The sequence below is a fragment of the Actinokineospora sp. UTMC 2448 genome, from assembly GCF_024760565.1.
GTDB lineage: Bacteria > Actinomycetota > Actinomycetes > Mycobacteriales > Pseudonocardiaceae > Actinokineospora > Actinokineospora fastidiosa.
Genome location: NZ_CP031087.1, coordinates 1,670,727 through 1,685,244 on the forward strand (window position 1 = coordinate 1,670,727; position 14,518 = coordinate 1,685,244).

The following is a 14,518-nucleotide window of genomic DNA, read 5'->3' on the forward strand; positions in this document are numbered from 1 at the left end:
GCGGACGTCAGAACGCGAACACCTGGACCTTGCCGCCGCGCTGCACCCGGGTGCCCGGACCGGGCGACTGGGTGATCACCCGGCCGTTGCCGTTGGAGAACGGCTGCAGCTCGATCGACAGCCCCTGCTCGGCCAGCTTCGCCTGCGCCTCGGGCACGGTCAACCCGCTCAGGTCGGGCACCATCACCGCGTCGGAGACGACGACGGTGACCTGCTTGTTGCCCTTGGCGTCGATGGTCGTGCCCGCGGGCGGGTCGGTGCGGATGACGCGGCCGCCCTCGACGTCCGGGGAGAACTCGGCCGGCCCGTCGACGGGCTGGAACCCGTTGGCGGTCAGCTCGGCGAACGCCTCGTCGCGGGTCTTGCCGCGCAGGTCGGGGACCTGCTTGGGCGCGGGGCCCCGGCTGAGGATGATGACGACCCGGGTGCCGATGTCCAGCGACGACCCGGCAGGCGGGTTGAGCCGCACGACCCGGCCCTCGGGGACCTGCTCGTCGTAGACGTTGACGGCGTCGTCGCGCTGCGGCTGCAGGCCGTGGTCGCGGATCGCCGCCTCGGCGGCAGCGGGGTCGGCTCCGGGGGCGACGTCGGGCACCACCGGCCTGCCCGCGGACACCACCAGCGTGACCGGGTCGCCGCGCAGCAGCTCGGCGCCCCCGCCGGGATCGGTGCTGATGACCACGCCCTGCGGGACCTGGTTGTGCCGCTGGCGGTCCACCGACGGGGTCAGCCCGGCCTCGCGCACGGCCGCCTCGGCCGCGCTGACCTCCTCGCCCGCCAGCGACGGGACGACGGTGTAGCGGCCGGAGGAGAACCACCAGGTCAGCGTGCCGAGCAGGGCCAGGACGAGCACACCGGCGATGCCCATCAGCACATACCGGCGGGTCGCCGACCGCGGCGGTGGCGGGGGCGGCGGGGGGCCGGGCAGCGGCTGCGGGCCGGTCGGCGGGGGCGGCTGCTGGGCCGCCTCGATGACCTTCTCCAGGTCCGAGCGCAGCATCGCCCTGGTGCCCTGCGGGCCTGCCGCGCTGAACCCCTGCGGCGGCCGCATCACCGTCGCCTGGCCGATGCCCGCCGCGGCGAGCGCGCCGGTGCTGACCCGGACCGTGGCCTCGGGGTCGTGCACCGGGGCCACCGCGCGCTCGGTCGGCGCGTCGGCGGGGTCGGTGGTGACGGTCCTGTCCTCGTCGGGCTCCTCGGCGGCCGGGGTCTCCGGCCCCGGGTCCGGTTCCTGGACGACGGGGACCTCGACCGGCGGCGCGGGCGGCAGCGGGCTCGGCGTCGGCACCGGGATGCGCATCCTCGGCAGCGCCGACGTCGCGCGCACCTGCTGCAGCTCGGCGAGGAACGCCGCGCCGTCTGCGGGCCGGGCGGCTGGGTCGCGGCGGGTGGCGCGGGTGACCAGCTCGTCGAGGGCGGGCGGCAGGCCGCGGACGAGGGCGCCTGCCTGCGGCACGTCGTCGTTGGCGTGGCGGTAGGCCACCGAGAGCGGGTTGTCGCCCACGTACGGCGGGGCGCCCGTCAGCATCTCGTACAGCACGATGGCCGCGGAGTAGACGTCCCCGCGCGGCGTGGCCGTCCCGGTCGTCACCTGCTCGGGTGACAGGTAGGAGACGGTGCCCAGGATCACGCTGCTCTTGGTCGTCCCCGGGCTCGACAGCGCCCGCACCAGCCCGAAGTCGGCGACCTTGACCACGCCGTTCGCGCCGATGAGCACGTTCTCCGGCTTCACGTCCCGGTGCACGAGGTCGGCGGCGTGCGCGGCGGCCAGCGCGGCGAGCACCGGCTCCAGGATCGACACGGCCAGCGGCGGCGGCAGCGCGCCCCGCTCGATGAGCAGGTCGCGCAGCGTGCCGCCGTCGACCAGCTCCATCACCAGGTACACGTGGTCGCCGTCGAGGCCCTGGTCGTGCACGGCGACGACGTTCGGGTGGTGGATGCGCGCCGCGGAGCGGGCCTCGCGCTCGAAGCGCTCGACGAAGCTGGGGTCGGCGGCGAAGCGCTGGTCCATGACCTTGATGGCGACCGGGCGGTCGAGCCGGGTGTCGACACCCCGGTAGACCGCTGACATGCCGCCGCGCGCCAGCGGAGCGTCGACTCGGTAGCGCTGCTCCAGCAGCGCCCCGATCAGACCCGTCTCCCGCACAGTGGTCGATCGTACGGACGCGCGCGCCGCGCCGTGGCGAAGGCCGGGATTTTCACGGCTGCCTCACATGTCCGGTTGTGGCACAGTGGACAACCGTGAGTTCGATTCCCGCCGCCGCCGACGTGCTCGACCCCGAGGTGGAGGTCCTGCCGCTGCCGGACGTCGCCGCCCGCCTCGACCAGCCGGTCACCCGGGTCCACCAGGCGCTGCGCGACCACCACCTGCTGGCCCTGCGCCGCGGTGGCGTGCTGGCCGTGCCCGCCGACTTCCTCGTCGACGCCGAGGTGGTCAAGGGCCTGCCCGGCACGATCACCGTGCTGCACGACGCCGGGTTCACCCCCGACGAGATGCTGCGCTGGCTGTTCACCGCCGACGAGTCGCTGCCCGGCCGCCCGATCGACGCGCTGCGCGGCAACCGCGGCCGCGAGGTCAAGCGCCGGGCCCAGGCCCTGGCGTTCTGACCCGGGCGAGCAGGCAACGCGCCAGTCCCGGCGCGGCGACCGCCAGCCGCCTGCGCCGGGACACCACCGCGCGGCGGGTCAGCACGTCGTAGTCGGCGCGGGCGATCTCGTCGAGGATGCCCGCGTACAGCCGCGCCGCGGTGTCCACGCACGGGCGCGCCACCGGGTCCAGCAGCGCGATCCCGGGGACGGCCCGGCGGTACACCGCGCGCGTGTGCGCCACCAGGTGCGCGATGGCCCTGCGCACCCTCCGGTCGCCGCCGACCGCGCGGGTGGCCGCCAGCCGCTCCCGGTCGACGCCGAAGGCGGCCAGGTGGTCGGCGGGCAGGTACACCCGGCCGCGGTCGAGGTCCTCGCCGACGTCGCGCAGGAAGTTGGTGAGCTGGAACGCCTCGCCCAGCGCGGCCGCTGCCGGTTCGGCGTCCGCGCGCGGGCCGACGGTGCCCAGCACGGGCAGCATCATCAGCCCGATCACTCCGGCTGAGCCGTGCGTGTACTCGGCGAGCGCGTCCAGGTCCGGGTAGTCGGTGACGGTCAGGTCCATACGCATCGACTTGAGGAACACGTCGAACAGGCCGGGGTCTATGGCGAACCGGTCGACGGTGTCGGCCAGCGCGGCGAGCACGGGGTGGGCGTAGGCGCCGAGGAACGCCGCGTGGAGGTCGTTCTCCAGCGCGTCCAGGGCGGCGGTCGGGTCGGGGCCGGGGGAGTCGACGATCTCGTCCGCGAGCCGGGCGAACCCGTACAGCGCGTGCACGGCGGGCCGCCGGTGCGGCGGGAGGAGCCGGGTCGCGAGGAAGTAGGTGCGGCCGTGCTCGGCGTTGATGAGGCGGCAGGCCGCGTAGGCCGTCGCCAGGTCGGGGTCGGCGCGCATGGCCTGCGCATCCTCGCATAGGGCCTGTCGCGGCCCGTCGCCGTTGTGTCAGCGCTTACAGGCAGCCCACTGGCCTGCCGGGCATTCCTCGGCGACCAGGTCGCCCATGAGCCGGTACCCGGCCACCGCGCTGTCGGTCGCCGTGACGAGGTCCACATCGCACAGTGCCTTGGTCGCGGCGAGGCAGGCGGGGAGCTGGCGGCCAGCGTGCTCCTGCCACGAGTCGCCCGCGGCGACCCCGTACTTCCACACCTGGCCGTCGCCGTAGGCCAGGGCGTAGACGAAGTGGCTGCCCTCGGTCCGGTCCGACGCCGTCGCGGACTCCACCGCGGCCCGCTCCTGCAGCTGCGTCAGGTCCGGCGCGTCGGCCAGCACGAGCGTCGACCACTCGACGCTGTACGGGTGGTTGCCCGCCACGGAGTTCGCGCGCTGGTAGAACTGCTTCCACTGCGGGGTGCTGAGCGTGCAGCGCGCCTCGCCCTGCTGGCCCGGGGCGACCGGCCCCGCCTTGGTGTCGCAGGTGCCCAGCGGGGCGCCGTCGCCCTGCCAGGTCCCGCGCACGGACACCGTCACCGCGAGCTTGCTGGAGTTGGTGAACCGCACCACGATCGAGCAGCTGTCGGCGCCGCAGCCGTCGAAGTTGTGCTCGCCCTCGGTCACGGTGGTGAGCGCGTCGACCGGGGCGGCCAGGGCGTCGGCGTTCTTGGCGAACTCGGCGTAGAAGGCGGTCAGCTCGGCGGAGGCGTCCTTGATCTCGGCGGTCAGGTCCTCGACGCTGGTCGGGTCCGCGCGGCCGAGCCGGGGCGCCTCGACCTTGAGCAGCCCGTGCGGGGCCTCCTCGGCCAGGTAGAGCGTGCCGCCCTCGGTGGTGACCTTCACCGCGTCCACGCCCGCCACCGACTCCGTCCCGACCTCGGTGAACGGCTCGTCGCCAGCGGCCTCGGCGCCGCGCGCGAGCTGGTTGCTCAGCGCCTCCGGCGCGAACACCCCGCTGAACTCCAGGCCGAGCAGCCCGCTCGGGGTCTGCACCCAGCGGCCCGCGATCGCCGCGCTGCGGCCGGTGCCGCCGATGCCGGAGATCTCGTTCCAGAAGGCCGCCGCGCCCTTGAGGTAGATCGTGTCGTTGACGACCAGCACCGAGGCGGGCTGGCCGCCGATGACGACCTTGCCCTGGATCTCGCCCGTGCGGGCGGCGACGAGGTCGAAGTCGACCTTCTCGTTCGACGCGGTCATCGTGCCGACGTAGTGGACGGCGCCGGACTCGGCGAGGTCCAGCAGGGACTGCGCGGCCGTCTGGCCCGCCGTGGCGGGCATGACCCCGGCGGCCTGCGGGACGCCCCCGACCGCCGACGTGCACGCGGCCCCCAGGGTGAGCACGGCCCCGAGGGCGACCACCGCCCCGCCGCGCCGCCGTCCCCGCATCCGCATCCGCCGCTCCTACTCGCCGTCCGCCCGCGCCCCCGGCATTATCTCCGCCGGATTCCCCTGGGGCGCGCCCGAAAACTCACATTCCGCTTACAGATTCCCCGCGCCCGCGCGAGCGGCCCGCCGACTGGCCGGTTCCGGTCACGCGCTGCGCGGCCAGCCGTCCGGAGATCACCACCGGCGGGATGCCGACGCCGGGCGTGGTCCCGCTGCCCGCGAGCACCACGTTGTCGGCCCTCGGCACCAGATTGCGCGGGCGGAACGGCCCGGTCTGGGCGAAGGTGTGCGCCACGGAGAACGGCGTGCCCTCGGCCAACCCGGCCGCCGCCCAGTCCGCCGGGGTCACCAGGCGCAGGTCCGTGGTGTCCGCGCCGAACCCGGCCAGCCCGCGCCGGTCGAGCTCGGCGGCCAGCTCGTCGCGGTAGACCGGGCCGATCCGCCGCCAGTCCACCGGGCCGACCGCCAGGTTCGGGCAGGGCGCGAGCACCGACACCAGCTCCCGGCCGTCCGGGGCCAGGCCGGGGTCGGTCTTCGTCGGGCGGGTCACCAGCAGCGACGGGTCGCGCATCAGCCGCCCGCGCCGGGTGATCTCGGTGAAGGTCCGCTCCCACTCGCGGCCGAAGAAGATCGTGTGGTGGTCCAGCTCCGGCCAGGACCTCGGCGAGCTGGTGTGCAGCACGACCGCGGACGGCGAGTAGCGCAGCCGCAGCGGCCTGCGCGGGGTGATTCCCAGCAGCCGGTAGCTCGCGGCGAGGTCGGCGGTCAGCACGACGGCGTCGCAGGGCACCCGCTCGCCCGAGGTCGTGCGCACGGCGTGCACGCGGCTGCCGATGCGCTCCAGCCAGGCGGCGGCCGTGCCGTAGCGGAAGCGCACCCCCGCGCGCCCCGCGGCGGCGGCCATCGTCTCGGCCACCGCGCCCATGCCGCCGCGCGGGTAGTACACGCCCGCGACGGTGTCCATGTACGCGATCACCGCGTAGGCCGCGAGCGCCCGGCTCGGGGCGACGCCTGCGTACAGCGACTGGAAGGAGAACAGCCTGCGCAGGCGCTCGTCGGACAGGTGCCGGGCCACGGCGGGGCCGAGCCTGCCGAACCCGCCGAGCGCGGCGAGCCGGGCCAGCTCGGGCCGGGCGAGGTCGGCGGGGGAGTCGAAGTTCGCGCCGATGAACCGGTCCCGCTCCACCTGGTACAGCCGCGTCAGCCAGGCGCGCAGGCTGCGGTAGCCCGCCGCCTCGCGGGGCCCCGCGACCCGCCGGACCTCGGCCTCCATCGCCGCCGCGTCGGTGTGCACTGCGATGGTGCTGCCGTCGGCGAAGTGCGCGCGGTACGCGGGGTCGAGGCGGACCAGGTCCAGCTCGGCCACGGACGCCCCGACCGCGCTCAGCGCCTCGTCGATCAGCTCCGGCATGGTGAGCACGGTCGCGCCCGTGTCGACCCGGTGCCCGGCGATGACCTCCTGCCCGGCCCGGCCGCCGGGCGCGGCCGCGGCCTCCAGGACGGTCACCTCGCGGCCCGCGCCCGCCAGGTGCAGCGCGGCCGAGAGCCCGGAGAGCCCGGCGCCGACCACGACCACGTGGTCGGTCCGGCCGGTGATGGTCCGCATGGTCAGCTCGTCCTCCGCCCCGCGGCCACCGCCAGCTCGGCCAGCACCCGGTCGGCGGGTCCGGCCAGGTCGGCGCGGTCGAGCGCGGCCAGCGCGGTCGCGGTGAGGGCGTCGATGCGCCGTTCCACCTCGGCGACCGCGCCCACCTCCACCAGGATGCCGCGCACGTCGGCGAGGGTCGTGGGGGACAGGTCGTCGGCGCCGAGGGCGGCGCGCAGGACGGCGGCGCGGTCCCCCGCCATCGCCATGCCCAGGGCCATGAGCAGCGTGCGCTTGCCCTCGCGCAGGTCGTCGCCCGCGGGCTTGCCGGTGACCTCGGTGTCGCCGTACATGCCGAGCAGGTCGTCGCGCAGCTGGAAGGCCAGGCCGATGTCGGCGCCGAAGGCGCGCAGCGCGGCCACCGTCGGCGCGGGCGCGCCCGCCAGCGCCGCGCCCAGGTGCAGCGGGCGCTCGACGGTGTAGGCGGCGGTCTTCATCCTGGCCACGCTCAGCGCCGTCGCCTCGGACTCGTCGCCTCGGGCCTGGGTGAGCACGTCGAGGTACTGCCCGGCCAGCATCTCCGCGCGCATGGCCTGCCACGGCGGCAGCGCGGCGGCCAGGCGGCCCGCGTCGAGGCCGGAGGTGGCGAACATGTCGTCGGCCCAGGCCAGGGCCAGGTCGCCGAGCAGGATCGCGGTCGCGGCGCCGAAGCGGTCCGGCTCGCCGAGCCAGCCCGCCTCGCGGTGCCGGGCGGCGAAGTCCATGTGCACGGTGGGCTTGCCCCGGCGCATCGCGGAGGCGTCCATCAGGTCGTCGTGCACCAGCGCGCACGCCTGGATCAGCTCCAGCGCGCTGACCCCGCGCAGCACAGCGCGCGCGTCCACGCCCGCGCCCGCGCCGCCCGCGCCGCGCCAGCCCCACCAGGCGAACGTGGGCCGCAGCCGCTTGCCGCCGCCGAGCACGAACCCGGCCAGCGACGCCACCGCCGTGCCGAACGACGGCGCGGCCTCGGCCATGTCCGCGTGCCGCGTCGCCAGGTAGTCGGTCAGCGCCCGCTCGACGTGCGCGGCCACCGCGTCGTCGATGGGTGCCTCGGGATGGGGTCGGAGCGCCTGCTGCACCCCGCTATCGTCCGCTGTGACCGTGCTCCCGGTCGCGCCGGGGTGTCCCGGCTCGCACCGTTGTTCCGATTGGTGGAACCAGCAGTCCACGAGATGGGCGCTGTCCCGGTGGCTGGATACCCTTTAAACCATGACCACGGTGGTGGAGCGCATCAGATCAGGCCGTCCGGTCTTCTCCGTCGAGTTCATGCCGCCCCGCGACGAGGCCGACGAGCAGCGGCTGTGGCGGGCGATCCGCGAGCTGGAGGGCCTGGACCCGGCCTTCGTGTCCGTCACCTACGGCGCGGGCGGCTCCAGCCGCGACCGCACCCTGCGCACCACCGGCAGGCTCGCGCGGGAGACCGACCTGTGCTCGATGGCACACCTCACCGCCGTCAACCACTCCGTGGCCGAGCTGCGCAACGTCATCGGCTGGTTCGCCGAGCAGGGCATCCGCAACGTGCTGGCCCTGCGCGGCGACCCGCCCGGCGACGTGATGGGCGAGTGGGTCCAGCACCCGCAGGGCCTTGCCTACGCCGAGGACCTCGTGCGCATGGTCCGCGACCTCGGCGACTTCTGCGTCGGCGTCGCCGCCTTCCCCTACGGCCACCCGCGCTCGGCCGACCTCGACACCGACACCGACCACCTGGTGCGCAAGCTCAACGCGGGCGCCGACTTCGCCATCGCCCAGCTGTTCTTCGAGCCCGAGGACTTCCTGCGCCTGCGCGACCGGGTCGCCGCCCGCGGCTGCGACGCGGCGATCCTGCCGGGCGTGATGCCGATGACCACGCCGAAGGTGCTCGCCAAGACCATCGAGCTGTCCGGCTCCGACGTGCCCGCGCGCATCGCCGCCCGCCTCGACCCGCTCGTCGACGACGCCAAGGCCTTCCGCGCCGAGGGCGTCGACATCGTCACCGAGACCTGTCAGCGGCTGCTGGCCGAGGGCGTGGACGTGCTGCACTTCTACACGTTCAACCGCTCGAAGGCGACGCGCGAGGTGGTGGCCCGGCTGGGGCTGGTGCCCGCCAGGGCCTAGTGCCGCTGGACCTCGGGCCTGCGGTCGCGCCGGTGCGCGGCCAGGGCGAGCACCACGACCAGCAGCGCGACGCCCACGGCGCCTGCGCCGACGATCGCCACCCACTTCGTCCAGGACACGCCGGAGCGGTCGCTGTACTCGATCGTGGCCAGGAACTCGGTGACCGCGCCCGGCTTCGGCGTCCAGCTCACCGTGCCGTCCTCGTTCACCCCGTTGGTCTGGATCACCGTGCCCGGGAAGGCGACCCGCAGCCGCACGTCCGCCCGGTCGGCGGGCAGCTCGCTCAGGTCGGCGGAGCCCGCCATGGTGACCAGGTTGCCGGAGCGGCGGAAGCTCAGCCGGTACTGCCTGCCCGGGGTGAGCGTCTGGGTGAGCAGGCCGACCTCGGCGAAGGTCAGCTCCTGGAAGCTGACCGTGGTCCCGACGTAGCCGTCGGCGGTGTACGGCTCGGTCTTGACCTTCGCCATGAGCTCCGGCGGCACGGTCAGCTCCGGGCCCGTGTCCTCCTTGCGCAGCAGGACCGAGGCGATCACCAGCTGGCCGGACACGGTGTCGCGGTCGGACACCGCGAGGGCCGCCTGCACGCGCACGCAGCCCGACAGCGCGAGCGTGGCCACGACTGCGAGCACGGCCAGTAGGGCCTGCCTGCGGAAACGGGGACGGCTGTCGGTTTCGCGGGAGTGCACCCGTGTCATCCTGCCGTACCTGCCCGGACCGTTCAGCGGGGGAGGTGATGCGGTGCCGTGGGCGGTCACCCGACAGGTAGCGTGCCGGGCATGGCGTCCCCACATGACGGTGTGCACAAGATCAGCGATTCCTACGTCGACGACCTCGCGGCGCTGGACCCCATCCTGGCCACGTACGAGGGCATCGTCGGCTACGACGACCGCATGCCCGACCTCTCCCCGGACGGGGTGGCGGCCAGGGCGGAGCTGGCGCGCAGGGCGCTGGCGGCGATGGCAGCCGCCGAGCCCGCCGACAAGTCCGAGGCCGACGCCAAGGCGGTCTTCACCGAGCGGGTCGGGGTCGTCGCCGACCTCTACGACGCGGGCGAGCTGACCGCGCCGCTGAACGTCATCGCTTCGGCGCCGCAGGACATCCGCCAGGTGTTCGACCTGATGGCCACCGAGACGGCAGACGACTGGGCGGTCATCGCCAAGCGCCTCGCGGGCGTGCCGGACGCGCTCGCGGGCTACCGGGCCGCGCTGCTGGCCGCCGCCGACGCCGGGCAGGCCCCCGCGCTGCGCCAGGTCGTCAAGACCGCGGAGCAGTGCCGCGTCGCCGCCGACGGCCACTTCACCGGACTCGTCGCGGGCGCGTCCGTGACCAGCGACGCCCTGCGCGCCGACCTCGACGCCGCCGCTGGCAAGGCGGCCGCGGCGTACGGCGAGCTGGCCGAGTTCCTGACCGGCGAGCTGGCAGCGCGCGCCCCCCGGGAGGACGCGGTGGGCGAGCGGCGCTACCAGCTGTGGTCCCGCAACTTCCTCGGCGCGAGGATCGACCTGCACGAGGCCTACGAGTGGGGCTGGGCGGAGTTCAGCCGGGTCGAGGCGGAGATCAAGCAGGTCGCCGAGCGGATCGCGCCCGGCGCTGGCATCGCGGGCGCCGCGGCGGCCCTCGACGCCGACCCGCGCTACCGCATCGCGGGCAAGCAGGCGTTCCAGGACTGGATGCAGGGCCTGTCCGACCAGGCGCTCGCCGACCTGCGCGGCGTCCACTTCGACATCCCGGACCGGCTCATGGCCCTGGAGTGCCTGATCGCCCCGCCCGGCGGCGTCGTCGGCGCGTACTACACCGGCCCGACCGAGGACTTCAGCAGGCCCGGCCGCATGTGGTGGTCGGTGCCCGACGGCAAGACCGACTACTCCACCTGGCGCGAGGTCACGACCGTCTACCACGAGGGCGCTCCGGGCCACCACCTGCAGATCGCGACCGCGGTGTTCCAGGGCGACAGCCTCAACCGGTTCCAGCGCTCGATGGCGTGGGTGTCCGGGCACGGCGAGGGCTGGGCGCTCTACGCCGAGCGGCTCATGCGCGAGTTCGGCTACCTCGACGACGACGGCAACCTGCTGGGCATGCTCGACGCCCACCTCTTCCGCGCCGCCCGCGTGGTGATCGACCTCGGCGTGCACCTCGGCCTGGAGATCCCGCGCGGCACCGGCTTCCACGAGGGCGAGCGGTGGAACGCCGAGCTGGCCCTGGAGTTCCTGCGCACCCGCACGATCACCGACCCGGACTGCATCGCCGACGAGGTCGACCGCTACCTGGGCTGGGCGGGGCAGGCGCCTGCGTACAAGCTCGGCGAGCGGCTGTGGCTGGCCGCGCGCGACGAGGTCAAGGCGCGCAAGGGGTCGGCGTTCGACCTCAAGGAGTTCCACCAGCGCGCGCTGGAGATGGGCGGCATGGGCCTGGACACCCTGCGCGAGCGGCTAGCGCTCCTCTAGGGGCAGCACCCGGCCGAGGACGCCGAAGGGGCGCGGGTCGCCCGCGAAGCGGTAGTGCCGCAGGACGTCGGTGAAGCCGAGCCTGCGGTACAGCCGCCACGCGCGCGACGGGCCCTCCGGCGTCGACAGCAGCACGTGCGCGCTGGGGACGCCGTCCACCAGCCGGGCCACCAGCTCCGCGCCGGTGCCCCGGCCCTGGATCTCCGGGCGCACGTGCAGCTCGGTCAGCTCGAAGTAGTCCGACATCCACAGGTCGGCGACCGCGGCGCCGCTCTGCTCGGTGACCCCGCGGCGCACCTGCTCGTGCCACCACTGGCCGGGTGCGCCGCGGTAGCCGTAGGCGATCCCGGCCAGGCGGCCGCGGTCGTCGAGGGCGGCCACGCAGCGCCAGCCCTCGCGCATCATGTGCGCCAGCCACATCGGGGCCCGCTGCTCGGCCGTGCCCTGGGGGTAGCGCATCGCGGTGACGTAGAGGTCGAGGGCCTCGCGCAGCCGCGCGCGCAGCTCGTCGACCCGCAGTTCGACGAACCGTTGCACGTGGGGGGACGGGGCGGCGGTCACGGAATGGGATCATCCTCTCCCACGGCCACGACCGCAGCGGTGCCCCCGGTCAGGATCACCAGATCGGCGTAGGTGGTGGGGAACACCGACTTCGGGTGCCCGGCCGCGGCCCACACCACCGGGTAGTCGGCCAGAGCGGTGTCCACCAGGGTCGGCACGGGCGCGGGGTGGCCGACGGGGCCGACGCCGCCGATGGCGTGCCCGGTGTGCAGGCGCACGAACGCGGGCTCGGCGCGGCTGATGGCGTCCGCCCCGGTGAGGGCGGCCAGCTTGGCCGGATCGGCGCGGTGCCTGCCCGAGGTGAGCACGAGCAGCGGCCGCTTCTCCGCGCCGTGGTGGGCGGCGAACACCAGGCTGTTGGCGATCGCGCCGACCTCGATCCCCAGCGCGGCGGCGGCCGCGGCCGCGGTGCGCACGTCGTCGTCGAGCATCCGGATCCCGGCGGCGGCCCCGGCCATGCCCTTGGCCCGCAACTCCGCGGCGATCGTCAGCACCGCGGGGTGGTCGAGTGTGGTCACCGCTCCATCACATCACCTTCCGGATGCGGCGGTTGATAGGCCCCCTTCCTGCGGTTACGGTGGTACTATCGAACACAAGTTCGATACGGCTCGGCGGTGCGGCGGGGGAAGCGCCTCGCCGCCGAGCCCCGCCGGCTCCCCTCGGCGGCCCACCAGCGGTCCAGTCGAGGAGAGGAGTCCCCCGTGACCAGCACCCTGGACTTCCCCGTCACCCCGGCCGTGCCGCCCACCGCGGTGGCCTTGCTGCGCCAGGCCGAGGACGGCCTGACCGAAGCCGCCCGCCAGTCCCACCCCGCCTACCGCTTCGCCGACGCGTACCTGTGCGCCCTGCGCGCCGCCGCGGCGCTGCTCGCCGTGCGCGGGCGGCCGCACCGGGGGCGGGCCAAGCCCACCAGCGTCTGGACGCTGCTGTCGTCGGTGGCCCCGGAGATGCGCGAGTGGGCGGCGTTCTTCGCCTCCTGCTCGGGCACGCGGGCCGCCGTGCAGGCCGGTCTGGTCGACCGGGTGGGCCCGCGCGCCGCGGACGACCTGGCCCGCCAGGCCGGGCTGTTCGTCGCCCTGGTGCACCGCGCCGTCCACGGCTCCCGGCGGTGACCCGCGCCCTCACCCAGGACGACCTGCTCGACGTGGTGGAACGGGAGGGCACCCGCGCGGCCATGGCCGCCGAGGGCGCCGACCACGACCGCCCCGTGCCCGGCTGCCCCGGCCTGACGGTCGGGGAGACCGCCCGCCACCTCGGCAGCGTCTACCGCATGGTCGTGACCTGGATCCGCACCGGCACGCGTCCGGCCATCTGGCACCGAGAACCCGCCGACGGCGAGACGGTGGAGAACTACCTCCGCGACGGCCTCCGCGCCCTGCTGGGCGAACTGGCCGCGCATCCGCCGAACACCCCGTGCGCCACCTGGCACCCCGACGACCGCACCTACGCCTTCTGGCGCAGGCGCATGGCGCACGAGTCGACGATCCACCGCACGGACATCGAGGCCGCCCAATCCCGCGACCTGAGCCCGATACCGGACGAGGTCGCCCTGGACGGCATCGACGAGGTCATGACCCTCTGGTTCACCCACCGCCTGGCGGAGAAGGGGGTGGCGGGCACCCGCCCGGCCACGGTGGCGGTCCGCTCGGCCCACCGGACCTGGCTGGCCACAATGGACGCGACAGGCACGTCAACGGCCGAGGTGTCGCCCACAACCCCCGCCGACGCGGTGATCACCGGAGATCCGACCGAGCTGTACCTGTGGCTCTGGGGCCGCCGCGCCGTCTACGACCGAGCGATAACGCAATCCGGCGACTTCGACGCGATAGCGCAGTTCTGGGCACTGCTCCGCCTGGCCACCAAGTAGACACCGACCGGCACCCCCGTCTGGGGAGGACACGAGCCACCGTGTCCTTCCCACCTGCCTGTTCTCACCCCTTCTCCAGCGCAGCACCCCCTTCGTTTCTTGCGAGCCTTCTCTCGACTCCGTAGCCCCCGATCACGCCGCCTCATCCGATCCGGGGCCGCAGCACCCGACCGCCCCGTCACGCCGGAAATTGGCGCGACGGCGTCCTCGGGGTCGACTACGGTGCCGCCATGGCGACTCGTTTGGTGAGCGTGGTTGTCGACGCGGCCGACATGCGCGGGCAGGCCGAGTTCTGGGCGGCCCTGCTCGACTGGCCGCTGACCTTCGCCGACCACGAGGAGGTCGACGTCGAGCCCGCGGCCGGGGACGGGTGCCCGCTGGAGCTGGTGTTCGTCCCCGTCGCCGATCCGAAGGTCGCCAAGAACCGGCTCCACCTCGACCTCGCGTCCGCCACCGCCGATGCCCAGCTGGCCACCGTCGCACGCGCCGAGGACCTAGGCGCCCGCCGAATCGACATCGGCCAGGGCGCAGTGCCCTGGGTGGTCATGGCCGACCCCGAGGACAACGAGTTCTGCGTCCTCGACCCCCGCCCCGAGTACGCCGACACCGGCGCCCTGGCCGCGATCGTCGTGGACACCACCGACGTCGCCGCCTCCGCCACCTTCTGGCAGGCCGCGAGCGGCTGGAATCTCCTCCGCCAGACCGACGGAACAGCCTCATTGCGTCACCCCGAGACCCGCGGCCCCTGGCTGGAGTTCCTGCCCGCCGCCCCGAAGACGGTCAAGAACCGCCTACACCTCGACGTGGCCCCCTACCCCGACGACACCCTGGACGCCGAAGCCCACCGCCTCCGCGCCCTGGGCGCCACCGAGACCGACATCGGCCAAGGCGACGTCCCCTGGAAAGTCCTGGCCGACCCCCAGGGCAGCGAGTTCTGCATCCTCAGCCCCCGCTGATCCCCCGTGCCCCCCACCACCCCCGACGAGCCCGCCCTCCGCGCCCTGCTCGCTCGCCACCGCCTC

General features: G+C 74.6%; 14 protein-coding genes. 6 read left to right on the forward strand and 8 right to left on the reverse strand.

Going from position 1 to position 14,518, the window contains the following annotated elements; genetic code table 11:
• Window positions 1-7 precede the first annotated feature (7 nt).
• Window positions 8-2,146, reverse strand: coding sequence for a Stk1 family PASTA domain-containing Ser/Thr kinase (locus tag Actkin_RS08035; protein ID WP_258906543.1), 2,139 nt, complete (start codon window positions 2,144-2,146; stop codon window positions 8-10).
• A 95-nt stretch (window positions 2,147-2,241) separates the two neighbouring features.
• Between Actkin_RS08035 and Actkin_RS08040 the strand changes: the two genes are divergently transcribed.
• Window positions 2,242-2,607 (forward strand): Rv2175c family DNA-binding protein, encoded by a 366-nt coding sequence (locus Actkin_RS08040; protein ID WP_189211927.1) that lies wholly within the window; start codon window positions 2,242-2,244, stop codon window positions 2,605-2,607.
• On the opposite strand, the gene Actkin_RS08045 is transcribed toward Actkin_RS08040, so the two are convergent.
• The 4 genes from Actkin_RS08045 to Actkin_RS08060 form a co-directional block, all read right to left on the reverse strand.
• Entirely contained in the window at window positions 2,576-3,481 is a 906-nt protein-coding gene (locus tag Actkin_RS08045; protein ID WP_258906546.1) for a phytoene/squalene synthase family protein, read from the reverse strand. The two genes, Actkin_RS08040 and Actkin_RS08045, sit on opposite strands and share 32 nt — an antisense overlap.
• Before the next feature lie 48 nt (window positions 3,482-3,529).
• Window positions 3,530-4,909: a hypothetical protein gene (locus Actkin_RS08050; protein WP_258906547.1), complete on the reverse strand. Its 1,380-nt coding sequence runs from the start codon at window positions 4,907-4,909 to the stop codon at window positions 3,530-3,532.
• 76 nt (window positions 4,910-4,985) lie between these two features.
• Entirely contained in the window at window positions 4,986-6,509 is a 1,524-nt protein-coding gene (gene crtI / locus Actkin_RS08055) for a phytoene desaturase family protein (RefSeq protein WP_258906548.1), read from the reverse strand.
• 2 nt (window positions 6,510-6,511) lie between these two features.
• Entirely contained in the window at window positions 6,512-7,609 is a 1,098-nt protein-coding gene (locus Actkin_RS08060) for a polyprenyl synthetase family protein (protein ID WP_258906549.1), read from the reverse strand.
• Window positions 7,610-7,739: 130 nt separating this feature from the next.
• On the opposite strand from Actkin_RS08060, the gene Actkin_RS08065 reads away from it, so the two are divergent.
• Window positions 7,740-8,624, forward strand: a complete 885-nt coding sequence (locus tag Actkin_RS08065; protein WP_189211923.1) for a methylenetetrahydrofolate reductase — start codon at window positions 7,740-7,742, stop codon at window positions 8,622-8,624.
• Here Actkin_RS08065 and Actkin_RS08070 read toward each other — a convergent pair.
• Window positions 8,621-9,310 (reverse strand): LppM family (lipo)protein, encoded by a 690-nt coding sequence (locus tag Actkin_RS08070; RefSeq protein WP_258906550.1) that lies wholly within the window; start codon window positions 9,308-9,310, stop codon window positions 8,621-8,623. The two genes, Actkin_RS08065 and Actkin_RS08070, sit on opposite strands and share 4 nt — an antisense overlap.
• A gap of 90 nt (window positions 9,311-9,400) precedes the next feature.
• Here Actkin_RS08070 and Actkin_RS08075 point away from each other — a divergent pair, with 90 nt between their 5' ends.
• Window positions 9,401-11,068 carry a DUF885 domain-containing protein gene (locus Actkin_RS08075; RefSeq protein WP_258906551.1) on the forward strand — a complete coding sequence of 556 codons (1,668 nt, stop codon included), beginning with the start codon at window positions 9,401-9,403 and terminating at the stop codon, window positions 11,066-11,068.
• Here the strand turns inward: Actkin_RS08075 and Actkin_RS08080 are convergent.
• Together Actkin_RS08080 and Actkin_RS08085 are read right to left on the reverse strand one after the other, a co-directional pair.
• Window positions 11,054-11,629 (reverse strand): GNAT family N-acetyltransferase, encoded by a 576-nt coding sequence (locus Actkin_RS08080; RefSeq protein ID WP_189211920.1) that lies wholly within the window; start codon window positions 11,627-11,629, stop codon window positions 11,054-11,056. The two genes, Actkin_RS08075 and Actkin_RS08080, sit on opposite strands and share 15 nt — an antisense overlap.
• A complete protein-coding gene (locus tag Actkin_RS08085) occupies window positions 11,626-12,147 on the reverse strand; it encodes a YbaK/EbsC family protein (protein ID WP_258906554.1) in 522 nt (173 codons plus the stop codon). Before Actkin_RS08085 ends, Actkin_RS08080 begins: the two co-directional genes overlap by 4 nt.
• 183 nt (window positions 12,148-12,330) lie before the next feature.
• Between Actkin_RS08085 and Actkin_RS08090 the strand changes: the two genes are divergently transcribed.
• The 3 genes from Actkin_RS08090 to Actkin_RS08100 all read left to right on the forward strand — a co-directional run bounded on the left by Actkin_RS08090 (window position 12,331) and on the right by Actkin_RS08100 (window position 14,452).
• A complete protein-coding gene (locus Actkin_RS08090) occupies window positions 12,331-12,741 on the forward strand; it encodes an SAV_6107 family HEPN domain-containing protein (RefSeq protein WP_189211918.1) in 411 nt (136 codons plus the stop codon).
• The gene (locus tag Actkin_RS08095; protein WP_229787072.1) at window positions 12,738-13,496 is read left to right on the forward strand and encodes a maleylpyruvate isomerase family mycothiol-dependent enzyme; all 759 of its coding nucleotides are present in this window, start codon (window positions 12,738-12,740) and stop codon (window positions 13,494-13,496) included. Before Actkin_RS08090 ends, Actkin_RS08095 begins: the two co-directional genes overlap by 4 nt.
• Before the next feature lie 230 nt (window positions 13,497-13,726).
• Entirely contained in the window at window positions 13,727-14,452 is a 726-nt protein-coding gene (locus Actkin_RS08100) for a VOC family protein (protein ID WP_258906556.1), read from the forward strand.
• The last annotated feature ends 66 nt before the right edge of the window (window positions 14,453-14,518 follow it).